We start from the raw sequence: 25,101 nt of genomic DNA on the forward strand, positions 1-25,101 counted from the left end.
CGACGTATTATCTTTCGTTACTTCTGCGCCATCATGTCAAAAATCGTAGTTAAGTAATGTCTCAGAGTTTCACGATGGAAATCTCCTTTTGCCATCACGGCTACACCTTGAAGCACACCAAGTAAACAAAAGCTCAAACTGTTTGCATCAATCTCTTTGCGAATCTCACCTTGCGCTTGCGCTTTTTCAATGAAATCTCGAAACTGCGCACTCAACGCACTGTAGACCTGTTGCACCGCCGAATTCATATCAGGGTCGGACTCACCCACTTCTGTGGCCGTATTACAGATCAAGCAGCCATTAGCACCATGCGCTGCAATGTTTTGACTATACAAGTTAAAAAATGCAGTTAAGTCTGCCAAACTGCCATCGCTTGCACTTAAACGCTTAAGCCCAGGTCCAATTTTACGCAGAGAATACTCCTGCAAACAGCGTTGAAACAATTCCTTTTTATTACCAAATTCTTGGTAAAACCCGTACCGACTAACACCAGTACAAGTGACTAACTGTTCCATGGAAGTATTCCTATACCCTTGCTTCCAAAACAGGATTGTCGCTTGTTCCAATGCTTTATCGACATTAAACTCTCGCGTTCTTCCCATAGGCTCCTCAAAAAACAGAATATACATTCTGAAATAAAAAAGTCAACAAAATCACAACAAAATAATAAAACCGTAACAATTGGATTGTTATGACTTTAGTTCAGCTTAGGTGCTTATAAAAGCATCCAACCTAAGTACGAAATAAGTAGTGAGTTACGATTAGAACTTTTCACAACTCCAAGGAACAGTAACATGTATTTGAGGTAGGCAAAATATTTTGAGGTATAAAACTAAAAATTCCCACAATAGAGTACAAGTAGTAGCACTCATCTAACTTACTAATATTCAGCTAAAAGAAGATGAGAATGCCCAATCTCGGCGCTCTCATCAAGGTCACCATAACTATTGATCAACTCAACTAGCTTTCTTCATCAAGTCATCTTCAAACCAGTCAGTTAAAAGACGCTTTTCATAATAAAAGGATTCGTCCATGCCTCTTTTTATTCTATCCATGAACGACATATCTTTTAACGTCACGCCATTTTCCTCTGCGATGGTTTTACCAGACTTATCTGTTAACTTATAGCTAATTTCAAAACGGGGGAAATGGATTGGTTTAATCACCCGAATATCAGTGGTACCGTAATGAACATCACCAGCAAGGTCTATCTCATCAAAGGTAATTGCGAGCTTGTAGCCCTCGGGTAATTTAGTCGCTAATTCTTCTAGGTGTTTCTGCAGTTGCTTTTCAACCCGTTTATGAAATGAACCTCGCGTTTCATTACCTGGTTTAACATCGCGATACTCTTTAAAGTCCTTCCAAGTCACAGCGACCTCACCTGCATTGACAAACAAGGGAGTCATAAATAAAGCAAGTATTGCAATTTGTGTTTTCATCTTTGGATCTCCTTCAAACTCTACCATCACCTTACTCCTTCATTGTGCGAAGTAAAGCAAGATCACACCCTTTTACGCAGTGTGACATTTGACTACATTTACATAACCAACCTAAAGCTGTACACAAAAGTTAGTTAGCTAACTGAATGAAAAACTAAGTTCACTAATACTATTCCACCCTAGATAAGTGCTTTCTCAAAAGCAATGTAGGTTTTCGGGGCTATTAAAAACAAAGTTAAAGCACTCTTAAGAAATCTCAATCGCTAGCGCGCAAGTTGCTACTCTGCCAACGTTCAAGTTAGTTTATAGTTAGTAAGACCGAGATTAGGGTAAATCGTTCTCAAATGGATGTAATCAAAGCAGTATCTTTACGACTATAAGCAATCGAGTAGCTTCATCTCTATGCTCTTTTACCCCCCATCAAACCACTGCTACTTACCCTGCATGATAAATCCGACCAATAGAAAAACGTAAACATTTCACATTGATTGTCAGCTACTCTTTTCTATCGTTATCTTATGATTTTCTTTATATAGATCAGTCAGTTCTTTGTAGTTCAAGTTTAATTTATAAAACCCTGAAAAGTAACAATATTTACCATCAATATATTTATAGTAAACCTCAACTTTTCTAATCCAGCCAATAGACTCAAAAGCATAAATAATATCAATCTTTACAAACTCAATTTCACTCATATCTATAGTATTTCTATCTAAAGACAAATGGTCATGAGACAAGCTTACCGTTTTGTATGACTTAAAGGATCGAGTGAGTGAATAAATAAAATATGCGAAGAACATTGGGGTCAAGAAGTAAAGTATCTTTATCTTGCTATGGTCAATAGACTCTGGATTAAAGTGCAGAAATATGCCATACAATGTAAAATACAACGAACTAACAACCTCAAGGTTCAGCAAGTTTTTTCTCATTTTAAGCATATATTTCCGCTTGTATAAAAGGGGGAGCCCCCCCATTCACCTACATATTATTAAACCTGAACTCAGGATAACAACTTGTTCTCTAGCAACTGTTATCCCTTACTACTGCGTTAAATTTGCTTGCAATAGGCCAGTATTGACGCACAAATTTGCCTTGTATTAAGAAATAACTTCTGGCTAGAGTGATGTTATACTTTTGAACTTAGGCGTTTTAGTAGCTTAACTAACTTCTTATCCCAAATTCAGGTTATTAAGGTGCATCACGATTTTTGCAGTAAGCAATAATCTTAATTTACTTGTGATGTTATGGTAAGCGCTTTGCACTCACCACGGATAGCATTGTGACACGAAGTCACTAGATTGGGCTGGGTTTAATGCTATTCATATCGAAAATACGATCACATGTTCCGTCGAGGGCATGTCTACTTCCTCTAACATGAGGCACTAAAAGAAACTAATGCAAAGCTTTTCAGCGCACTTATTATGCACTAGAAACAACACATGGGCGTTAAATCGATACCCCCACTTTGCCCCAAAATGATGAAATTTTAGAAAATTCCAGACACAAAAAAACCCTAACATCAATGTATTAGGTTTTTTCTAAAGCGTGTAGTACTTAGAGGGTGATGTTTATTACATCACGCCGCCCATGTGAAATCTAACTATTTGTTTCTATTAAACTATTAGAATGGGGGAAAAGTAGCATACCTCACTTTATACCCCTAAGGTGAAATAAAGGATAAACTTTTATTTTTCAAAAAGTTACCTATAACTACAAAATCTCTATTGAAGCCTCTTTGGTATATACAGAAATTAAAACTGACAGTCACCTATAAAGGTGGGTAACTACCAGTTTAATTTTTGAGCTAATACACCTTATCGGACAATATTTTCCTTATTATCTTGTGATTCCAAGGGGACTAGCGTAAGCAGTCCATAGTGCTTGTTTCACAAACAACAATAAGGGGCCTGATGACTTCCAAAATCATTACAACTGAGCCGTATTCACCTAATAATGAGGCCTAATAGCTCTTATGCATTGCCGCTATGAGTATGAACCAAAAGCGAGACAAACATTAGTTCCTCCGAAGCCAAACGAATTTGATAGTGCAAAATCAACTTTTTGCCTCAGTGGTTCACCGAATACATGCCGTACTCCTGCGCACTCAGAATCCAAGTTATCTTCCGTCAAATTCCTAGTAAAAGGCACAACTCCGTGTTTAATGGATAGCACAGTAAAAACAGCTTGTAGTGCTCCTGATGCCCCTAACAAATGACCTGTGCACGACTTAGTTGCAGAGACAGCAACATTAGGTGCATGAGGACCAAATACGTCACGAATCGCCCTAATTTCAGTGCCATCAGCCTGAGTACTTGTGGCGTGCGCGTTTACGAAATCTACGGACGTTGCTGGACGACCTGATCTTACTATGGCTCCTTCCATCGCACGTTTCGCTCCTAACCCCTGAGGGTGAGGCGCAGTTATTGATCCCCCCGTTTTTCCATCCCCAGTTCTACAAAATGATACAAGTTCAGCAAGAATCGTGGCTCCACGTTCAAGCGCGTGAGAAAGATCTTCCAGAACGATAGCCGCCGCACCTTCACCCATTACAAACCCTCGTCGATCACTGGTAAAGGGCCGCGAAGCCTGTTCGGGAGCATCATTTTTGGTAGACATAGCAGACTGAGCATTAAAAGTTCCGATTCCAACTGGTGTAATTGCGGCTTCAGTTCCACCGGCGACAATTATGTCCGCTTCGCCACTTACGATTGCATTGTAACCGTCGGCAATAGAGTGCGAACCAGCCGCACATGCTGTGCAGTGCGCATTATTCGGCCCGCTAAACCCCCAAGTACTCGCAATATAGCCAGCAGCGATGTTTGGCAGAAACTTTAAGTTACCGAACGGTGATTGTCGGGACCCTGATCGAGAAGTAGTAGTGCATTGCTCAACACTTTCAAGGCCCCCAACGCCCGTAGAAAAATTAACACCAATTCGATGCAACTTTTCAGGATCAGTTTCATCATGTAACTGTGCCATTTCAATCGCTTCGGCCGCTGCGATCATCGCGAAAACCTGATGACGATCAAGTTTTTTTAGCTGCTTGGTTTGTTCGGCCAAAGACAAATTTTTGAACGGCGAAAATTTACCTGGATTGAACTCCTTGTCTACCTGAGCCGCAAAGAATGTTTTGCATGCAACTTCTGCTGGATCGAATCTTTCAATTTTCCGTATCCCATGTTCACCACGAATAAGGCGTTCGAAGCTCTCATCAGCACTACCACCTAAAGGGGAAATTGCTCCAATTCCCGTTATGACAACTCGTCCTTTCATCTTCACCTCTGAAATATATTGTTTCCTACACGTCTAATCTAAAAAGCAGATCAGTGCTCAGTAGACCCTCAGTTATATATTATCAAATATCTCTAAACTGTTGTTTATTTTTTCCACTTTTGGCCAGAAACTATCAGCGAGTACGATGTGGACTAGTTTAGGTATAGCCACTTTGAGCATGATAATATTATCCGCCCCCAGACATTACCTTTTCTAGTATTTCTGGCGTAACAGCCTCGAGTAGCTCTTTACTTACCGGCATTCTCATTGGAAAGATATTATTAACCGTTGTGTAGTCAAAATACCCCATTCTTGCTAAGGGACGAAGAGTATCAATATCAATTTTACCATCCTCACCAACCGCTGATTCTTTAATATGAATTCGACGCACCAAACCGATAATCATATCAACTTTACCCAACCCCAACTCTACTTGGCTCGATTGTGGGCATTCAATTGTTTCAAACTTGAAAAGTTCACACTCCATCTTTATAGGACTGGATGCCACCATGCTAACATCACATAAATCAGCCTTTTCCTTTTCAAGCCCAGCTAACTCAAATTCGTCTGTTTCATGGGAGACAATTGAGGAAGAGGCGTTCATTTCACCTTTTAGTTCTTCTGTACAAAAATTCCATACAAACCACCCAGTTTTTTCAATATTAATAGAGGAATCCTTTCGTAACCCATTTGGGTAATGGTTTGCTGTAAAGCAAACCATTGGTGGATCAATGTTGAATATTTGCGCTTGACTAAAAGGTGCCAAATTACAAATTCCGTCCTCGCTTTTAGTGGAAATCCACGCTATCGGACGAGGTACAACACAGCTACGGAAAGCGGAAAAAGGGAGAGGACACTTCTCTGTTAATGGATCAAATTTCATAAAACATACTCCTTATATTATTTTAGTATACAAGTATTCAAAAACAGGGCACCGAATCACTCAGGTCTGTCAATCAAATTACTTAGCATCACCGCGTGCTTTGACTCGAAGTTATGGGAGATTTACCCGCACTCATATCAACTACGAGTTTGCTCTTTTCGAGGAATTTCACCATAAGCCCCATTCCAATCTTCATGACGGCTTCATCGTCTTCAAGGACGCAGAAGTCTACCGAGCCATATACGGAATCAGTCATTCTGACCAGATCGACTCCCTTAGTAGCGTAACTCAATCCGCTTAACTCCTGCCGCGTCTTGCCCACTAGTTTTCGTGCTATAGTTACCTTATGACTTATCTGGTAGACAGCAAACTCTTTTTCGTAGACTTCGCTACCAAGAAACTCTTGAGTGTCTTTAGCGAGCGATGTGCCACCATTACCCTCAACATATATAGCAAATATCAACGCATCGAGAAAAATCCAATCAAATGGTATGTCAGGGTAATTTTCACTAAACTCAAGGCGTTTTTCGTTTACAAAATCACTGGGTAGATCCCTATGAATTGTGGCTTTATCATCCATCACAAGAGGTTTAGAACTCTCCTTAATGCTCGAGATATAAAACGTCTCTCCACTATCTCCCTTTTTTATACTCAAATTCGTGTGCTTTTCTAATTTGTTGAGCTCGTATATCATTTCTTGCTGTAATGGAATGGGTTTCCTGAGTGAAAAATTGATTTCTATATTACTATCATCAATGATGTCACATGCCATTTTCTTTGCCTGAAGCATTGCAAGCATTCCATGCACGACTGTAGAATCTAACCCATTCTTTCTAGCCAACTCATGATCGAAATGAATAGGATTCCAATCGCCGGAAAACGTTGCCCAGTCACGAAGTTCGTTTTCAGTAAATGAGTGAGAAACGCTCATTTATACCTCCTAAGCACCAATGCGCTATTACAGCCTCCAAAGCCATAATTAATATTTAATACATTTTCAATGCCTTTGACGGTTCTGTGTTCATTAGGAGTAAAATCGAGATCTAACTTTTCATCTGGTGTTTTAAGGTTTACCGTCGCTGGTACCATATCACCTTCCATGGTCTTCAAGCAGAAGATGCTTTCAATGATCCCGGATGCAGAAACCAAATGTCCTGTATACGACTTTGTACTTGAAATGGGAATTCGCTTGGCATCTTCTTGAAAAACCTCTTTGATTGCCTGTGTCTCGTTCGCATCATTGAGCGGTGTCGATGTCCCATGAGCATTAATGTAATGAATATCATTGTTCTTTAGCTGTGCTCTTTCAATTGCCTTTTCAATGGTCATTATGCGACCTTTTAGGTCAACAGCCGGTGCTGTGATGTCATAAGCGTCAGAGTAATTTGCATAACCTGTGATCTCACCCAATATATTTGCACCTCGGCGAACTGCATCTTCCATATTTTCAAGAACCATTGCAGCAGAACCTTCTGTTAAGACAAAACCACTACGATCGGCACTAAACGGACAGCATGCCTTTTCTACATCATTTTGCTCCTTGGAAAGTGCCCCTAAGACATCGAGAGTCCACACGTTATAATCGTCTAATACACTTTCTGCCGCACCAGCGAGCATCATTTTAGCTCTACCACTGCGTATGATTTCGTAAGCATCACCAATCGCAATGTTCCCTGTAGCGCAGGCCGCCACGGGAGTATTTTGATAGCCTCGGAGATTCCAGTTAATTGACATCAAACCGGTACCGACGCTTGGCATGCACTCAAGATTAGCAACAGGGGACGCTACTCCATATTTAATATAGGAGTTATTATTTGCGATACTGGTGTCCTCACCTCCCCAGCCAGTTCCGAATATGATCCCTCTATCGAAAGGGTCATAGAATTCATCAAGCGTAGCCAGTGGCTCTTGTCCAAATGCCATTTCAATGGCTTCGTCTGCCGCGATAAGACCCAAGCGACCGAATCTCGGCATACTTTTTAGTATCTTTTTAGAGAACTTACTCACATTGATCGGTTGTTCGATTCTTCCAAAGAACTTTGCGGTCACAGATTTATTCGGATGGGTGTACTTGGCATACCCTAGCCGATATTCAATAATGCTTTTCCAGATCTCTGGTACAGAATTTCCTAAAGGGCATATCGCTCCGTAACCGGTTATCGCTACTCGGTTTTTATACATATCTTGGTTTTCCCGTAAATTGTTTAACAGCTTTAAGATTTCTATAGTTCGCTTTCAGCACATCCAATTGCTGACTCAGAGCTATATTGCACAGCAGTCATTGTATATATCCTCTGACACTATTCAGCGACGCGCACAAATCTATTGCTGTCAACAGCGTCTTTCATGGAGGTCATCTTCAGTGATCAGCTGAACTGCTTTTTCATAGGCGTTTATTTATTCGATAATCACAAAATTGAAATAGATAAATGTTAGCCATGATGGAAAGCCCCTAATAAAAGTTTTCTTTTTATCGTGAGTATCAAAGTCGTAATTTCAGCTAGATGAGAAGGAATGTTAGACAGTAGCTGTATTTTATGACTACACAATATTTCCTTGAAGGTTATGTCCCAACTCATGTTCGATAGCCTTTCAATATGCGAGATAGAGCCTGCGAAATAGTCTGCTTTGTGATTCTCTTCCCGCTTAGCAATTAAATCTTGCATAACAACGTGCTATATTGGAAAAGTTCACTCGAATAGCTGGTGGTCTCATAACCACACAGATATATGCTACTCTCCGCACTTTTAAGTTCAGTCATACATCTCAATTCCATTATGTACACATATTTCCTTTCAACCGCAGTACTTCAAACACTTCCTGCTACACCGTCACACTGACACCACTTTGGGTACGGTTGAGTATGACAATTCGCTCCGATTTCACTCGTCCTAGGCGATTAACTACCTGAAATGGATTTTCACCATACCTTTACCTAGTTCAAAGCTTAAGCAATCACAATGCTAGTTATCACACTCTCATTTGCCTACGCTGGTGTTTCTTCTTCCAACGGGCTTGAAGCCACAAAATTTACTAGGTCATCAAACGTTTGTAACTCAGCTTCAGCCATAGCGTCGAGGTCCACTGCAATCCCAAGCTCTTTCTTAAAAGTTACCATTATGGTTACATAGTCAAGACTAACCAGATGCAACTCTTCCATATTAGTGTTACTGTTGATGTCGCTTGCGTCATAATCAACTAGCTCTCCAATCGTGTCCTTCAACAAAGTTGCAATTGAATTATTTTTATCACTCATTTTAAATTTACTCCTTTATATAAAATACGACATACCTACAATGGGTATGCACACCAGTGCGACAAGACATCACTATGTCCGCACGATAACCTAGAAGCTCTCTCAATCAGCTAGGATCACTCATCCTAGATGCCCAGACAAACTTCTCATTAATCAATAAAACAAATATTCCCTTCTACCTCTTCCGAGAATACGGCCCGCTTCTTTCCGCGCGTTCTGGCAAGAAACGCATAATGATTTTCTTTCACTTGTGCGAAGCTATAAGGGTTATCTTCTCCAAACAGTGTATTGAGAAGTGTATATTTAGTATTGATGATCCTTTCGATGGTTCCTGGTTCTCCATTCTTTGAGCTAACGAAGAAGCGCATCATCTTGTTTTGCCCTTCAAAATAGGTTTCATGTACCATAGCGTTGTGATAATTCAGACCGCAATCGAGTTCATCCAGAAAACACTTTTTATGGTATTCGTCTGCATCGACTATATTTTTTATGACGCTCAGCCAAGCGCGGATATGTCTAGCTTCATCTTTCATAATATTCGTGATGACTTCTTTGAACTTTGGATGCTTTATTTGCGGCCTCATATCCTTGTACAGCTCAGTATTGACCACTTCTGCAAACAAATGAGCTAGTGCATAGCTATATAAATTCCAGTATCTCCTATCTTCATAACACCATATGTATTTCCGACTGTAGTCCCTCACAGTTAAGTGTTCGAAGTAGTCGAGATTTCCATGGCAGGCGTAGTGGTTTATCAACCCAACAGATAAACCATGTCGCGTTTCTTCATAAGCTATAATATTGCTGTACGATAGGAATTCACCCCAATCATCCAGCAACTCCTTAGGATATCCTTCCTCTTTTGCTTTCATCATCAGTTCGTAGGTCTGTGCCACAGATGCTTGACCTGAGTATTCCCCATCGGCAAGACAGTCAAGTAACTTCGCGATCTCCTTATCATCCGGTTCAAGTTCTCGAAGCCATTCCCATTTGTACCTATTTGCATCCCATCTTTGTTCGTCAGACATACAACCATATTTTACGATCGTGTTGATCCCAGTCATCTTATTCCTCCAATATCGCTATATTGAACAGGGCTACCTTAAGTAGCATCCACCATTTTCCTTTGCTTTTAGTAACATACGTGCGCTAACTACTGACATTCACTCCATTCTCTACGCCTTCAAAGAACCAAACAAAGGCAGGGAAACACTAAGCAGTGAATCCACCGTCAATCACGAGTGTTTGACCTGTGATATAATTTCCACCTGCTCCGAGTAAGAAAAGTACAGCTGGTGCAACATCATGCACTTGGCCTATTCTCCCCAATGGAATACTCTTGAACATGCTATTCATACTTCTCTCGTCTATTTTCGATGTCATTTCTGTTTCAATCAGGCCTGGAGCTAGAGAGTTCACCCGGATATTGAAACGTCCCAACTCTCTGGCCAAAGTTTTTGTCATTGCTATAGTGGCCGCCTTTGTTGCGGCATAATTGATTTGGCCCGGATTTGCCTTAAATGCAGTGACAGAACTAACATTGACGATACAGCCGCCTTGCATCAGCATCGATTTAACCAAACTTTTTAAGACATAAAACTGTGAGTTCAGGTTGGTATCCATCACTTCTTCCCAGTGCTCAAGCTCCATATTCAAAAGTATCGCATCTTTGGTAATTCCCGCATTGTTGACCAATGCATACGGCGCTCCATATGCCTTCTCAAGCTTTTTAGCCAGCTCGCCTACTTCACTAAATTGTGTCATGTCGCACTGATGTGCTTCGCACAAATACCCTTCCTCGGTCAGGCTAGCACTTATACTCTCTGCTTTTAATTGACTACTTTTGTATGTAAAGACAACACGATACCCAGCAACAGCTAACTCACGTACGATCGCTTCACCGATACCTCTAGTTCCACCAGTAACTAGCACCCATTTCGTTTTATTCATATCTTTCTATCCAATCACTGATTCGCGTATGCTCGCAGCACTTAATTAGCCGACTGTTGATTAATTGCCCTAAGCAATTGCGGCTCCCACTCCTTATCCCACTTCTCGATCAAATAAGCTCTCCGTTTCTTCACGTCAGCATCGTTGGGATGAAACCCTTCTTGAATGAGTTCTCTTCGATTAGCCATTATGCCGCTATAGAAGGCAGATGCTTCAATATCCGCCCGGGAAATGTCTTCACCAATCTGCTTTGCTATTGAGTACGTTGATATAATCGCTTCTACGTCGTCTAGATCACGTGTATTAGCCAATTCTTCAGGGCTCCACACTATTTCATCGTAGATCGATTGGTATAAATCGACAGCAATACTGCAATGCTCAATTTCTTCAATAAAATGGTACCCGAGTAAATAAAGTATCCCCAGGTTTTGAGAGTTTCGAATGGTGTAATTAAGGATCCCGTTATCGAATAATTGTTCGAAAAAAACGAAGCTAGATACACAAGTTTTACTTTCGAAAACAGCCACATCAAGAAGCGCCTGTTTAAGGAATACATTATCTTTTCCTGAGAATCCCAAATCATTGCGAGCGCCTTCCAACATTGGCTCATATTTATCTTTATAAATAGGATACAAAAAGTCATACACCCTTGGATGATAGCGCTCCTTAAACACTACTCCCTTGTGAAGCACTTTATTCAATTTCCTATGCTGGTTAGCATGGTGCATTTCCTGAGTGTAGTAATCTTTTTCGGCACGCATCACGGCTGGATCTGTAAGCAGTTTAAGCGCCGCTGAACGAACTCCTGTATAGAAGAGTTCGATAAACTCCACATAAAATGAGTAGCCGAGCCCTAGTAAGGAAGTTGCTCTTTCAAGGCTCCAAGCATAGTTAAAACCACTCTCATTTATCACCTTTTCTTCCATACGAAATGGGACCGCTCTTATAGTTATATTTTCCATACAACCTCCGAACGATTCAAAACATGATCTAAAAGTGATCGCTCACCAGTCTGCTCCTTGCTTATATTGATTCGTTTCATACTTCCCTCGTAATTTATTATGCTCATTGTCAAACACCTACTTTATCTAAAATATAACTGTAGTGTTCACGGCGGCCAGTTACCGATACATACTGTAAGAACTCCTCTAGTTCAGGTACACGATTAACACCGGCTTGTACCATTTCCCCAGCTGCTTGAGACAGTCTTTCGAATGCACCCTCCAACTCCTTAAGAGTCTGCGTATTCTTGGTCGCACAGACTAAACGCTCATTTAGTGACCTAAGGAACTCACACTCCGTCCAATCAATGTACTCTTGTGTCGGTTCATTTTTGGTATCAAGGCGGCTCCAAGTTAAGAAAAACCGTTGCATGTTTTCATTGAGAGCTGTAAATGAATGGAGCAAAGGCCAAACTTCGGGTTTCTTTGGTAGCTCTGCATAGTCTCCTTGACAGAAAATGAAAGCATTTTGGGTCCAATATATTGACCAGTCCCAACAAATCTTTAATGGCATAACTTGCTGGTTTCCAAAGATTTCATATTGACCACGAAATATCTTGAAGTAGGCATCTGTAAGACTTAGGAAGAAAGAATTAGCCGCTTCAATTCGACGATCTACACCTTTATCCCCAGCATGGTCACTGCAAATTAGATCCGTAATAAAAGTATTACTAAATGCAATAAAATCACTTCCAGGGGAGTAGAACGGATCAACGAATACTCCAGCAATCCCTGTTAGAAACCAGCGATCAGGTGAGTAAGCTTTTGTAGTGTGACGTGAAAATTCTTTTAAGATTCCAAAGTCTTGGAAATCAGAAACTGCTTCTTGTACCAGAGAAGCACATTGTGGCTCGTGCTTTTCCATCCACTTAACAAGCTTTTCGAATGTGTCGAATTCACAGCTTGGATGAAGATGTTCATCAGCAACGAGACCAATACTTGTGGAGCCACTTGCTAGCGGTATTAACCATATCCAATAGCCTCGTCCCATAAGGTGGTTGACACTAAGGCGTCGTTCAGGGCCACTGCCATGTCGCTCTTGCCATTGTAATGATTCGCTCCATTCATCTACTTTGACCTCACGTGCAACCCTAAACCATGCAGAACTAACCTTATGATCTGCCTCACGATCTAGTTTCAGTTTCTGCTTTAGTACGGCCCCTCCGCCAGTTGCGTCCACAAGCCATCTGCAACTGACTTGGCTTTGACTCCCCGCACGTTCGTAAAACACGGTATGATCTGACTCCTCTGAGCCTATCTGCACATCAATAACTTTAGTTCCTTCCTGAACGTCAATATTATCGCGGTTACACTTATCTATAATGAAGTTTTCAAAGCGTCCTCTGGCAATTTGGTAAGTATCAGCGGCAGGGAAATCACGACACCCGAGCTCCAGGCGAGATGATATATCTGTGTTTGAGCCATTATCCCAGAAAAATCGCTGGCCAAGTTTTGGCAAATGCTCATCTTTTAGGTGCTGCCCAAAACCAAGTATATTGGCAAAGTAGTGAGACGAAACCTCTACCGTAGACTCGCCAATTTTATAGGCACTTTCCTCAACAGGAAAAGTGTTCCGTTCAAGTACAAGAATTCGAATTGTAGGTAGTTGGCGTCTCACCTGAAGTGCAAGTCCCATCCCGGCCATTCCACCACCGAGAACCACTAAATCCATACGCTGTTCCATCGTTTCACCTCAAGTAACTAGATGCAGTTGTAATGTTTTTATGAAAGGAGTTGTTATAATCTAATGGTTTACAGAGAATCGTCTTGGTTTTCTGGATCGATGGAAAATTTTCGTGCGCTTTACCGCGCAAATACAACCCGTATTGTGCACCATGTGAAAGGTGATGACGGTGCTCCGTGCAGAAATCAGACAGCTCGGTGATTACGTCAAGTTCCGCTCCGCCAGTAAATGTTGCCGCCAGCCCAACGCCACGCCACACCGCACCTCTGCTACGCAGAGGTAGGGTTTGCAGGATGTTAAAAAGCTTTTCTGGCTGCGATGAACTTGCAAACCATAACGAACGTCCGTATCCGCTCCAAAGCCCAAAGTCAGAAGGACCATCATTTATGAGAGCATGCCCATGCCTTTGCAGCCGATGCCTAAACCTTATGCCGGAGTAGAAGCCATATCCATCCTTTATTGCTCTAAAACTCAAACGTTCCCTAAAGCCTAAGCATTTTTCAAATGGTTGCCCCAGGAAGCCAATGCTCATCCCTACCCCGAAGGAGAATAACCTGTTAATGCTTGCTATATTAAAATAAGAATTTTCAAGTACATTTACTGTAATAAAACGAGTGTGAAAAAGTATACCGAAGGCCATTCCCGCGCCCTCGATAATATATGGCGCATTGAATGTATTATCATTATTAACTTGATATTCTAGTGCCGAGAAGTCTCTACCATCCACATATTCCAACATACTCTCGTAGAAAGTATCTAACAATGACTTAAAGTGCGCCTTTGATTTTTCTGAGCTATCGGGATCAAACCATTGTTCATAATCAACTTTTCGAGGAAGTGCGGCAAATAGTTCCGATCGACCAAATTTATTTTTAATAACATCCATATACTTATCTTCAACACTTCAAATCAGACTACCAAAGAAAAAAGAAAGTCACGCCAGACCTTCCTTCTCAAAGCAAATAAACAATATTTAAACATCATATTTAAATCCAACCATTAAATCAACAACCACACCCATAGCGCACATTATTGCAACAAATTAAACACAAAACTTTTTTGAAATTTCATTCTATTAAACAGCTGAGGGGTTTTAAAATTAAATTTTTATGTAATACAGGGATTCACTAAAATTTAATATTTGATAGTAAAAACAGTTAATTTTGGATGGAAATTCACTTAAACCCATGATTTATAAAGTATAAAGAAATCACTTCCGGAGCATAGACTTAAAATATTCACATAAGTGTCAAAATAGAGTTATGTGCATGACCTGAGATTCATACCTTGTAGCCTTTTAGCTACGAGACTTATAGATAAATTTAATACCCCACAGTCAAAGACACAACCTTCACTTAAAAAACAAATAGTTATAAAAAACACTTGAAATTTAAAGCTATTACTGGTGCTTATTCGATAAAAAATTGCTGAAGATACAGCAGTACTAGCTACCTTTATCTTTAGTTCAATAAAGAGACAACCTTATTTTCCCGTTTTCATCAATGCATTGTAAAGTTGAATAATAAAAACTAAACACATCCAACTCACTGTATATTTTTTATTCACCACTAAAAATGATCGACATGACTAAAACCAAGCACCACTCACATCAAGAATAAGAATTGATAAGTTGCACACTTAAGAAAAGAATTTATCTTTTTTATTTTTAGACACTCCCTTTGACATATCCATTGTGATTAACGTAGGCACTATCACACATAGCCACAAACTGAAAATAAGAAAATTATAGCGATAAAAAACTATTAGAAAAAATACAATTCACCTAAAGAAAAAAGCAATAATTTATTGATAAATACAAAATAAAATAGATCTGTAACTCCTAAAAAAACGATATAAAATACCAACCCTTCAACTTATTAATAAAATTAAGGATAAATAAAAAGAGCAAAAACACTAACAATATAAAAAATATTAACAAACATCTTCGGGCTAGGGTGGGATCGAGCTTTAAATTGACAAGTATTGGAGTTTTATGATCTGGTTAAGCACCGCAATTTTTATGTCGTTACAATGAGCATCATGCATTTAGAATGGATTGAAGCTCCTATAAGCGATGTTAATATCAAACATAATCTTGTCGGCATCTTGTTTTTGACTCTGAGTGCCGTGCTTAGTGGCGCTGACGGATGGATGCCAATTCTAGAGTTTGGTGAGCTGCAACTGGATTGGCTACGGCATCACCATCCCTTTGAAAAGAGCATTCCAAAACGCTATTGTATTGCTAATATAATCAAAGTGTTGGATACAGACGCTTTACTCACTAGATCAGTGGTCATACACCTATCATTATGCCAGCCAACAATTCAACGTGAATATAGTTCCATTACAACAGCAAGATACATCCAGCCTTCGTCATTTTTTAGGTACGTCACGTCGCCAGCCCAAATTTGATTCGGTGCTACCGGATTAAAGCTCTGGTTAAGCAAATTATCAGCAACGGTATCAGAGTACTTCCGCTGAGTTATTACCTTATAAGCCACACGTTGTTTAACAACTAAATTGAGCTTCGCCATTAACTCTCTGGTTTTATAGCGCGTTATTTTAAAACCTTCTTTGCTTAAGCTCTTACATAACTCACGGTAGCCTAAGCTTTCTCTGCTGCATTTCAACAGTGCTTTGCCTTTCGATAAAGATGTAACTTTTCAGCCGTTATAAGCTTTACTGGACTCGCTAGCCGTGCGTAATAGTTTGAGCAACTCACTTTCATAGCTGAACATAATTTGATAACTCTAAAAGCTTGGCTATTCTCTCTGAGGAACCGATACTTTGCTTCTTATCTCAGCCGTTTTACTCATCTTCATTTAATGAATTTCCAGCTATAAATCAGTTTGGTGGTGATCTCTAAAGAAGCAGCCGCCTCTGAAACTGAATAGCCTTGCTCTATCACTAAAGCAACTGCTTCTTGCTTAAATTCAGTTCTATAAGACTTATTTTTACGTTTTGTCATTTAACACCTCAATATTAGATCATTGTCCATTATTAAAGTGTCCGGCTCAATTAAACCAGTTCATCATTACAATTCGGCCTTCGCTTGGTCAGACATCCTTTACCCACTTATCCAACAACGACCCTTGCGGGTCGCCTACCTATAACTTTGATAACAAAAGTTAAGCGAATAATTGGGCTTCCCAAGTTCCACTTTGATGACAACGATAGGGTTAGGTTCTACTTATCCACCAATGGTTCTTGTCATCATATTCCCAGATGTAAAAGGAGTAACCCGCCACATACCTTTTGCTTTAAGCGTAACAATGAGATTTTGATGATTGCAGTTGACTGTGTTTGCAGTAGTTTACGTACGCTAACCATTGCTATCGGCCTAGCCCTGTTTCGGTTTGTCATTCACCAAAACCACCTTTTGTTCACAGAAAAAGATGCCTATTACAGAGGTACATTGTCAGGAAGCTTTGCACCATGCCGTTACCAGCATCGCACTATCCCTAGGCTACTGTTAGCTGAATAACAGGTCTGGCCGCGGACGAAATACGCCAGACAATCACCAAAGCAGCTTATATCACTGCGCTGTTATTGAAGTAGTAACAGCAACAATAAGATGCTGTGAAACTTACATTTTGAAATAAGCCAACTCCTTCAAGAAGTTGGCTTAATTTTGAAGCAAGGTCAGTTGGTTCAATTACATCATGTAATCGTTCAACTCGAGCACCCATTTAATATGTTGACCTTTGGTGTTCTAAGAGTCCCAGATAACTCTGGGTAAGGGGTATTGAGCGTTTCGTCAACGCTCAACCAAGGGAGCGAAACCTACAAAATTACCCTACCAATCAATAGGTTACAAAAACAAGCGCGACTCTCGTCGCACTTACATCATGCCGCCCATACAGAGCTTAAGCTTTTGTTTATATTGGACTATTAGCATGGGAAAAAGTGGCGATACCCCACTTTATACCCCTCGGATGAAATAAAGTATAAATTTATTTATATTTCAACCAGTTACCTATATCAATAGCGCGCTAACAACAACTCTAAGGCTCTGAAGCAATTCAATATAAATTATTTAATAACAAATTGTTATGATACTGGCAATCATATAATTAACCTGAACTGCGGATAATTAATGCCTTTCTAGCAGCCAGTTTTAGCGCTAACTGCGTTGAATTCACTTCCAATAGCTCGCTATTGGTGCGTAAATACGCCTTGTTTTCCCTAAATCTTGCTGGCTAGACAAGAAGAAAAGCCTTTTTGACTAAAAATAATGAATTAGCCATTTCTTATCCAAACCTCAGGTTAATTAGAAGTAAATTTCGAACTACCTTGTATTGTAATAGGAACATAGATAAATTAAAATTTTCTCCGAGTTTGATTCTGAGAAAAGGCTTTCAAGAGTCAAGTTACAAAATCACTCTCTTTTTCTCATCATACAAAATAACTTCAAGGACAAAGGAATATTATGAAAGTTATCGGTTTATTAAAATCACTTATGTTAGCGACATTGGTTAGCACTTCTGCTATATCTTATGCTCAAGCCGAAGGTGGATTAGTTCAAAGAGCTGAAGCGGTCGCTAAAGCTGAAGGTATTACTATGGCTGAGCTGCTAGACCGTTCTGAAAGTGGCGAACTAGACGTAAATCAAAGAGCCGCTGAATTAAATGCTGAATGGGGACGCTGCGAGACCTATAAATATACAAAGTATGCAAGTGCTAAAGTAGATCAAGAAATTACTCTTACCAATTTTTCAAGCTTTGGCGGTACTTGTAATTCTTACTTTTTCACAATAGAAAGAAACTATGATGGCCATGATATGGAATTAATTTTATACCGTGATGATAGAGAAATTGATCGAGGTACTCATATCGGAAGATACCTTCCTCGTGGCAGCTATAGATTAACTCTGAAAAACAACGGTGGCGGTACAAGTATACGTGGCGGTGTACGTTACGAATACCGCGAGAATTAATTTATATTACGCAGGCTAATTAAGCCTGCGTATCAACAAGTTTAGTTTCTTGGCTTTTTAGGAAATTGATCACCTTCTCTTGATACTCTTGGAGAAAAGATTCTGAAGTGATTTTAGCAACTGTTTGCTGTTTCTTTTGAGCATTACCCAACACACCATGAAATGAGCGGTAGTTCTCTTTTTCCATTTGCGCCGCGCCTTCTACATGATCTACAAAGAAGTCGATAATATTTATTTTTTCGTCAGGCTTGAAACCTTTTTCCTCAAAATTGACACCATCTAAAGAACCTTTCACCCCCATTACATCATCCCAAAATGTGTCACGTAAGCTCCCCGTATACCCACTCGAGCGTGCCATATCAGACTCCAACGTTCGAATTGCGTCAACAATACCTTTAAATTCATTGATAGACATATTCTCAAAATCAAAGCCCTCAGGATTAAGTAGAGCGCTGTATGGTGAACTGCTCGGCGCATCACCTGTAAATGCAGCAATAGACACAGACTCGTCAGATACTTGTTTCTCTTTGGTATCTTTAACCTGATTTGGTTCTGGCTCCTTTTTTACGGGCGTAGCAAACGGTTGTGTAGGTGTTGATGTTGGCGCATTCGTTGTTGACACCGAATGGATATTAAAATGAATAGTCATAAAAGCTCCTTTTCGTATTGCCTTAGTATCGGCAGTATTCCTATTTTACTTTAGCATATTGTGTTGGATTTTATGGTTGTTATACATTGGTTAGTTAGCCCAACTAAGCATGTTCCTGCTACTAGTCCATTTGTGTGAAACAGCACAAAGCACATTTTTTTTACAACACATGGGACTTAAATCGATACCCCACTTTATACCCCTAAAATAATGACGCTTGAGCAAATTTCAGACACAAAAAAACCCTAACATCAAGATGCTAGGGTTTTTTCTAAAGCGTGTAGTGCTTAGGAGATGATGTTTATCACATCATGCCGCCCATGCCACCCATTCCGCCCATGCCGCCCATATCTGGACCAGCAGCTTCTTCTTTCGGAATTTCAGCAACCATCGCTTCAGTGGTGATCATTAGACCAGCAACCGATGCTGCGAACTGAAGTGCAGAACGCGTTACTTTAGTTGGGTCTAGGATACCCATTTCGATCATGTCGCTGTATTCGCCAGTTGCAGCGTTGTAACCGTAGTTACCTTCGCCAGCTTTAACTGCGTTAACCACAACTGATGCTTCGTCACCTGCGTTTGAAACGATTTGACGAAGTGGTGCTTCCATCGCACGAAGTGCCACTTTAATACCGTGGTTTTGGTCTTCGTTGTCACCAGTTAGCGATTCAAGCTTGCTCGCTACGCGAACTAGCGCAACACCACCACCAGGTACTACACCTTCTTCAACCGCTGCGCGAGTTGCGTGTAGTGCATCTTCTACGCGGTCTTTTTTCTCTTTCATTTCAACTTCAGTTGCTGCGCCAACTTTGATTACTGCAACACCGCCTGCAAGTTTTGCCATGCGCTCTTGTAGTTTCTCTTTGTCGTAGTCAGAAGTTGCTTCTTCGATTTGTGCTTTGATCTGAGATACGCGACCATCGATTGCTTCTTGCTCGCCAGCACCGTCAATGATAGTTGTATCATCTTTAGTTATAACCACGCGCTTAGCTGTACCTAAGTCTTCAACCGTAGCTTTCTCAAGCTCAAGGCCAATTTCTTCAGAGATAACCGTACCACCAGTTAGTGTCGCGATATCTTGTAGCATTGCTTTACGACGGTCACCAAAGCCAGGTGCTTTAACCGCAGCAACTTTCACGATACCACGCATGTTGTTTACAACCAGAGTTGCCAGCGCTTCACCTTCAAGGTCTTCAGCAATGATTAATAGCGGCTTGCTTGTTTTAGCAACGGCTTCAAGTGTAGGTAGAAGTTCACGAATGTTAGAGATCTTCTTGTCTACTAGAAGGATATGTGGGTTATCTAGCTCAACTTGGCCTTTTTCAGCGTTGTTGATGAAGTAAGGTGATAGGTAACCACGGTCAAACTGCATACCTTCAACTACATCTAGTTCGTTCTGTAGTGATTGGCCTTCTTCTACAGTGATAACACCAGACTCGCGACCTACTTTTTCCATTGCTTCTGCAATGATGTCACCAATCTCTTTATCAGAGTTAGCTGAAATCGTACCAACTTGTGCAATCGCTTTTGCGTCTGAACAAGGCACTGAAAGCGTTTTTAACTCTTCAACAGCAGCGATAACTGCTTTGTCGATACCACGCTTAAGGTCCATTGGGTTCATACCCGCAGCAACTGACTTAAGACCTTCGTTCACGATAGCTTGCGCAAGAACAGTTGCAGTTGTAGTACCGTCACCCGCTGCGTCATTAGCTTTAGACGCAACTTCTTTAACCATTTGTGCGCCCATGTTCTCGAACTTATCTTCAAGCTCGATCTCTTTCGCAACAGATACACCGTCTTTAGTGATAGTTGGTGCGCCGAATGACTTTTCTAAAACAACGTTACGGCCTTTAGGACCTAGCGTTACTTTTACTGCGTCTGCTAGTACGTTTACGCCTTTTAGCATTTTTGTACGAGCGTCACCTGCAAAACGAACTTCTTTAGCTGCCATGTTATAAATTCCTCTTAAATTCTGTTGTCGATTAAACTAAAAAGTATTAATTATTCTACGATGCCTAAGATGTTATCTTCGCGCATGATCAGGTACTCTTGACCTTCGATCTTTTCAGTTTTTTCGATGTAAGAGCCGAACAACACTGTGTCGCCTGCTTTTACTTGTAGTGCTTTAGTTTCACCATTGTCCAACACGCGGCCGTTGCCTACTGCAACTACTTCACCACGTGAAGACTTTTCAGCTGCAGAACCAGTTAACACAATGCCGCCAGCTGACTTTGTTTCTTCTTCAAGACGCTTAACAATGACGCGATCATGTAAAGGACGAATGTTCATTTATATAGTTCTCCTAACAGTTTCTGAACAATGACAGAAATAATGCTTTTTTAAGGCGCTGTTACATCCACAGGTTGTGGTTAACACACGCAATTTTAATTGCTTTCATTTATGGGGATGGGCAAATTAAAACCCAAGAGAAAAAACCAAAAAAAGTTTAGTCTTTTCTTTCGTATTCACCTTCAATCGTTGTTGAAGAATTTCTACCCGATTGATTTTTAAATGGATCTCTAATTTCTTCCTGCTGCTCCGCACGCCCGTCGCGTGATTGATTAGCAAACGGTGACTGACCTGAGTGCATGCCTGTTTGCACTCTTACGGTGGCATGAGCTAAAAGCGACTGCGCCAGCCTTTTTCTAACGGCTGGGGTTAACAGTAAAAAACCTAATACATCGGTCATGATCCCAGGCGTCATCAATAGCACACCGGCAATGATCACACACAAACCGGTAAATAAATCTTGTGCAGGCAATTGCCCACGAGACATCTGTTGCTGTACGTTGACATAAGCGCCAAGACCCTGCTGTTTAACCAGTCTTGCCCCTAAAATGGCGGTACCAATTACAAGCGCAATGGTAGCAAAACCGCCTATCACCTCGCTGACTTGGATCAGCAAAGCAATTTCAATAATCGGAATAGCGATAAATAAAATAAATAAGAATCTAAACATACTTTCTCCAAATCTACGAAAGATAAATATGGGTGCAAAGGTCTTAATTCAAGCGATACAAGTAAGACGCTTTAGAAAAGAGGAGCTATCCGCTAAGATGCCATTACTAACCCTAAAATGGAAATGGCAATGGGCGTAAGATATAAACTCGTCTTATCTACATGCGATTCGGTTGCAGAAGCGCGTAAGATTGCAACGCAACTTGTAACGCAAAAACTTGCTGCTTGTGTGAACCTAATCCCAGCAGTGGAATCTATTTATGTTTGGGAAGGTCAGGTTGAACATGCACAAGAAACCAAGCTGTTAATCAAGACAAAATCCGAAAAACTAGAGCAAGTGATGGCCGCTATTCGTGACTTACACAGTTATGATGTCCCAGAAATTCAAGTCGTGGACGTCACCAGCGGCAACTTAGCTTATTTCAAATGGATGGACGAGGTATTATTGTAATGCGACTCTTAGTAGTTCTTTTCTCATTGCTGATGTGGTTTCCCGCGCAAGCAAACAATGCGGTGCTAGACAGCTTACTGGCTCCTAAGCAAGAGACTTTTTTACCAGTAAAAGAAGCATTCAAGTTCGATTTTGACCAGCAAGGCAACACCTTGTTTGTAGGTTGGGACATCGCCGACGGCTATTACTTATATAAGAAGAATCTTCAAATTATCGCCAAACAAGCCGACATCCAAGTGCCACAGCTTGAAAAAGGGGAGATGATTGAAGATGAGTTTTTTGGTCGCACTGAAGTCTACTTTAATAACTTATCTGTTATCTCTAAGCTCAGTAATATCGAGCAAGGTGCAATCGTAAAAATACGCTATCAGGGCTGCGCCGAAGCTGGACTTTGCTACCCGCCAGAAATTGTAGAAGTGCCGTTAAGCACGATTGCAGGAGAAAAGCCAAAGACCACGCCAACCAAAGCTCCTGAAACAAAAGCACCTGAGACAAAAGCAGAAGCTCAAAGCGAAAGCGCGCCTGTGGATGACGATAATTTGTCTTTCACTGAGCAGTTAATGCAGCGCAGCTTACTTGCGAATATTTTGACGTTCTTTGGCCTTGGTATTGGCCTTGCGTTTACCCCTTGTGTATTCCCGATGTTCCCAATTTTGTCGAGCCTCATCGCCGGTCAACAAGGCCTTTCGACTAAAAAAGCCTTCAGTTTGTCTTTTGTTTATGTGCAAGGTATGGCGGTCACTTACGCTGCACTTGGGTTAGTCGTTGCGTATTTCGGTGGCCAAATTCAAGGCTACTTGCAGCATCCAGCGGTACTTATCAGCTTTAGTATATTGTTCGTCGCACTCGCGCTATCTATGTTTGGGGTTTACGAAATTCGTTTACCTAGCGGCATGATGGATAAACTCACTCAGCTCAGTAACAAGCAAAAAGGCGGCAATTACTGGGGCGTATTCATTATGGGTGTGCTTTCTGGACTTATTGCATCGCCCTGCACCACGGCTCCACTTTCTGGCGCGCTATTATTTGTCGCGCAAAGCGGTGATTATGTAGTGGGCGCGGTAACGCTATACGCACTTAGCTTGGGCATGGGCCTACCGCTATTACTGCTAGGTACCTCAGGTGGAAAATTACTGCCAAAAGCAGGTGGTTGGATGGATCAGGTCAAAACGCTATTTGGTTTTGTGATGCTCTTCGTACCGCTTATCCTTTTAGAGCGTATTGTAGACTTTGACATCATAGTACTAATGGCAAGTATTTTGGCTATTGCAACAGCTCTATATTTACACTTCTGGCAAAGCCAGCTTCAAGCAAGTAAAGGAAAGACTTTACTATGGACAATGGCACTTATGTTACTGATACCGGGTTTATTTGGTGTTAAAGACGCAATTATGCCTAAACAAGAGCCAAGTTTAGAAGCCAGTCTAATACAAACTCAATTACACGTGGACGAATTAGCCGCTGAGTTGGCTGCTGAGTTGACCGCAGTAAAACAACAGTTAGCAGAAAAGACGGCTGGGCTATCCGCAAAAGACCAACCAAAGGCGACTGAGTTACCAGCCATAAAGCAACCAAGAGTAAGTGGACTGCAAAAGTTTAGATTGATCCCTGATTTAGCTGCACTGCGAGAGGAAGTGATCAAGGCTAATGCTAAAGGCAAAGTGCCTATCGTTGATTTATACGCAGAGTGGTGTGTTGCGTGTAAAGAGTTTGAAAAATACACTTTCCCGAAACCTGAAGTACAAGCACAGTTCAAAGATTATGAGCTATTAAAGCTCGACTTGACCAAAGCCAATGACAACACCCAAGAGATCATGGAAGCATTTACGGTGTTTGGTTTACCGACTATTTTAATCTTTGATAGTCAAGGTAATGAGATGCTAACACACCGCATCACAGGCTTCTTAGACGCAAAAGACTTTGCTGCCCACCTAGAAAAGGCCAAGCAGGACGCAAAGTAACCATTTTAGGGGCAAGTACACTTGCCCCTCTTCCCTTCTGATTAGACCAGTATTTTGCTGCTATTTACCTCGAACTCTCTATAATACTCCACGAAATGGAGAAATATTTGCTATTTGCTGGAATTCGGCTTAAGTTAACAAGCCATACAGTCTAAATTTTTGGCTAATGCTTTAGTTAAAGGAAGTTCGCGTAATATGTCTGCAAAATTAAAGATTTTATTAGTAAACGGCCCTAATTTAAATATGCTAGGTCGCCGTGAGCCGCACAAGTACGGCACGCAGACTCTCAACGAAATTGTTGACGCATTAACTGAATATGCAGAAGCACAGCAAGTCAGCTTGTCACACATTCAAAGTAATAGTGAAGCGCAGCTAATCGAGGCTATTCACGCTCAATATGAACAATGCGATGCGATTATCATTAATCCTGCCGCATTTACCCATACGAGCATTGCCCTTCGAGACGCTTTACTCAGTGTGGACATCCCTTTTTATGAAGTACACATCACCAATGTGTACGCCAGAGAGCCATTTCGTCACAAGTCTTATTTTTCTGATGTGGCGGAAGGCGTGATATGTGGATTAGGCGCGTTGGGCTATCGTGCTGCATTTGATGCAGCGTTAGCGCAATTGCGAAAACAAAATAACTCAAATTAACTA

Annotated in this window: 22 protein-coding genes and 1 pseudogene; 5 read left to right on the top strand and 18 right to left on the bottom strand. The window is 40.9% G+C overall.

What is annotated here, in order from left to right; all coding sequences use genetic code 11:
• Positions 1 to 17: 17 nt before the first annotated feature.
• The 14 genes and pseudogenes from MHN30_RS05450 to MHN30_RS05515 all read right to left on the bottom strand — a co-directional run bounded on the left by MHN30_RS05450 (position 18) and on the right by MHN30_RS05515 (position 16,454).
• Positions 18 to 602: a TetR/AcrR family transcriptional regulator gene (locus MHN30_RS05450; RefSeq protein ID WP_165384115.1), complete on the bottom strand. Its 585-nt coding sequence runs from the start codon at positions 600 to 602 to the stop codon at positions 18 to 20.
• Positions 603 to 956: 354 nt separating this feature from the next.
• The gene (locus MHN30_RS05455) at positions 957 to 1,466 is read right to left on the bottom strand and encodes a DUF3016 domain-containing protein (RefSeq protein WP_088531706.1); all 510 of its coding nucleotides are present in this window, start codon (positions 1,464 to 1,466) and stop codon (positions 957 to 959) included.
• Between the two features lie 1,956 nt (positions 1,467 to 3,422).
• Positions 3,423 to 4,712: a beta-ketoacyl-ACP synthase II gene (locus MHN30_RS05460; protein ID WP_130164900.1), complete on the bottom strand. Its 1,290-nt coding sequence runs from the start codon at positions 4,710 to 4,712 to the stop codon at positions 3,423 to 3,425.
• A gap of 187 nt (positions 4,713 to 4,899) precedes the next feature.
• Entirely contained in the window at positions 4,900 to 5,595 is a 696-nt protein-coding gene (locus MHN30_RS05465; RefSeq protein ID WP_130164901.1) for a flavin reductase family protein, read from the bottom strand.
• 88 nt (positions 5,596 to 5,683) lie between these two features.
• On the bottom strand, positions 5,684 to 6,526 hold the full coding sequence (locus MHN30_RS05470; protein WP_239358857.1) for a MaoC/PaaZ C-terminal domain-containing protein: 843 nt from the start codon (positions 6,524 to 6,526) through the stop codon (positions 5,684 to 5,686).
• Entirely contained in the window at positions 6,523 to 7,776 is a 1,254-nt protein-coding gene (locus tag MHN30_RS05475) for a beta-ketoacyl-[acyl-carrier-protein] synthase family protein (RefSeq protein ID WP_239358858.1), read from the bottom strand. Before MHN30_RS05475 ends, MHN30_RS05470 begins: the two co-directional genes overlap by 4 nt.
• Before the next feature lie 805 nt (positions 7,777 to 8,581).
• Positions 8,582 to 8,851 (bottom strand): acyl carrier protein, encoded by a 270-nt coding sequence (locus MHN30_RS05480; RefSeq protein ID WP_130164904.1) that lies wholly within the window; start codon positions 8,849 to 8,851, stop codon positions 8,582 to 8,584.
• A gap of 149 nt (positions 8,852 to 9,000) precedes the next feature.
• Entirely contained in the window at positions 9,001 to 9,915 is a 915-nt protein-coding gene (locus MHN30_RS05485) for a hypothetical protein (RefSeq protein ID WP_130164905.1), read from the bottom strand.
• A 148-nt stretch (positions 9,916 to 10,063) separates the two neighbouring features.
• Positions 10,064 to 10,801, bottom strand: coding sequence for a 3-oxoacyl-ACP reductase family protein (locus tag MHN30_RS05490; RefSeq protein ID WP_239358859.1), 738 nt, complete (start codon positions 10,799 to 10,801; stop codon positions 10,064 to 10,066).
• Positions 10,802 to 10,842: 41 nt separating this feature from the next.
• The gene (locus MHN30_RS05495) at positions 10,843 to 11,763 is read right to left on the bottom strand and encodes a metal-dependent hydrolase (RefSeq protein ID WP_222242279.1); all 921 of its coding nucleotides are present in this window, start codon (positions 11,761 to 11,763) and stop codon (positions 10,843 to 10,845) included.
• A 109-nt stretch (positions 11,764 to 11,872) separates the two neighbouring features.
• A complete protein-coding gene (locus tag MHN30_RS05500; RefSeq protein ID WP_130164908.1) occupies positions 11,873 to 13,486 on the bottom strand; it encodes an FAD-dependent monooxygenase in 1,614 nt (537 codons plus the stop codon).
• A gap of 4 nt (positions 13,487 to 13,490) precedes the next feature.
• Complete coding sequence (locus MHN30_RS05505) at positions 13,491 to 14,372, bottom strand: DUF1702 family protein (protein ID WP_239358865.1); 882 nt, start codon at positions 14,370 to 14,372, stop codon at positions 13,491 to 13,493.
• Between the two features lie 1,441 nt (positions 14,373 to 15,813).
• A pseudogene (locus MHN30_RS05510) lies at positions 15,814 to 15,960 on the bottom strand (IS3 family transposase); the annotation flags it as partial.
• Positions 15,961 to 16,304: 344 nt separating this feature from the next.
• On the bottom strand, positions 16,305 to 16,454 hold the full coding sequence (locus tag MHN30_RS05515) for a transposase (RefSeq protein ID WP_130164911.1): 150 nt from the start codon (positions 16,452 to 16,454) through the stop codon (positions 16,305 to 16,307).
• Positions 16,455 to 16,769: 315 nt separating this feature from the next.
• On the opposite strand from MHN30_RS05515, the gene MHN30_RS05520 reads away from it, so the two are divergent.
• Both MHN30_RS05520 and MHN30_RS05525 read left to right on the top strand, forming a co-directional pair.
• Positions 16,770 to 16,970: a hypothetical protein gene (locus tag MHN30_RS05520; RefSeq protein ID WP_130164912.1), complete on the top strand. Its 201-nt coding sequence runs from the start codon at positions 16,770 to 16,772 to the stop codon at positions 16,968 to 16,970.
• 945 nt (positions 16,971 to 17,915) lie between these two features.
• The gene (locus MHN30_RS05525; protein WP_130164913.1) at positions 17,916 to 18,422 is read left to right on the top strand and encodes a hypothetical protein; all 507 of its coding nucleotides are present in this window, start codon (positions 17,916 to 17,918) and stop codon (positions 18,420 to 18,422) included.
• Between the two features lie 19 nt (positions 18,423 to 18,441).
• Here the strand turns inward: MHN30_RS05525 and MHN30_RS05530 are convergent, their stop codons facing one another.
• From MHN30_RS05530 to MHN30_RS05545, 4 genes are all read right to left on the bottom strand, one after another.
• A complete protein-coding gene (locus MHN30_RS05530; protein WP_130164914.1) occupies positions 18,442 to 19,071 on the bottom strand; it encodes a hypothetical protein in 630 nt (209 codons plus the stop codon).
• Between the two features lie 304 nt (positions 19,072 to 19,375).
• Positions 19,376 to 21,022, bottom strand: a complete 1,647-nt coding sequence (groL, locus tag MHN30_RS05535) for a chaperonin GroEL (RefSeq protein ID WP_017217202.1) — start codon at positions 21,020 to 21,022, stop codon at positions 19,376 to 19,378.
• 50 nt (positions 21,023 to 21,072) lie between these two features.
• Positions 21,073 to 21,360 (bottom strand): co-chaperone GroES, encoded by a 288-nt coding sequence (locus MHN30_RS05540; protein WP_010368755.1) that lies wholly within the window; start codon positions 21,358 to 21,360, stop codon positions 21,073 to 21,075.
• Between the two features lie 157 nt (positions 21,361 to 21,517).
• Complete coding sequence (locus tag MHN30_RS05545; RefSeq protein WP_099028990.1) at positions 21,518 to 22,030, bottom strand: FxsA family protein; 513 nt, start codon at positions 22,028 to 22,030, stop codon at positions 21,518 to 21,520.
• 129 nt (positions 22,031 to 22,159) lie between these two features.
• On the opposite strand from MHN30_RS05545, the gene cutA reads away from it, so the two are divergent.
• The 3 genes from cutA (at position 22,160) to aroQ (ending at position 25,098) form a co-directional block, all read left to right on the top strand.
• Positions 22,160 to 22,480, top strand: coding sequence for a divalent-cation tolerance protein CutA (cutA, locus tag MHN30_RS05550; RefSeq protein WP_039494127.1), 321 nt, complete (start codon positions 22,160 to 22,162; stop codon positions 22,478 to 22,480).
• On the top strand, positions 22,480 to 24,441 hold the full coding sequence (locus MHN30_RS05555) for a protein-disulfide reductase DsbD (protein WP_239358866.1): 1,962 nt from the start codon (positions 22,480 to 22,482) through the stop codon (positions 24,439 to 24,441). The genes cutA and MHN30_RS05555 overlap by 1 nt, the downstream gene beginning before the upstream one ends.
• Positions 24,442 to 24,636: 195 nt before the next feature.
• On the top strand, positions 24,637 to 25,098 hold the full coding sequence (gene aroQ / locus MHN30_RS05560; RefSeq protein WP_010368763.1) for a type II 3-dehydroquinate dehydratase: 462 nt from the start codon (positions 24,637 to 24,639) through the stop codon (positions 25,096 to 25,098).
• Positions 25,099 to 25,101: the final 3 nt, after the last annotated feature.

The sequence above is a fragment of the Pseudoalteromonas sp. OF7H-1 genome (genome assembly GCF_022347825.1).
Classification (GTDB): Bacteria; Pseudomonadota; Gammaproteobacteria; order Enterobacterales; family Alteromonadaceae; genus Pseudoalteromonas; species Pseudoalteromonas maricaloris.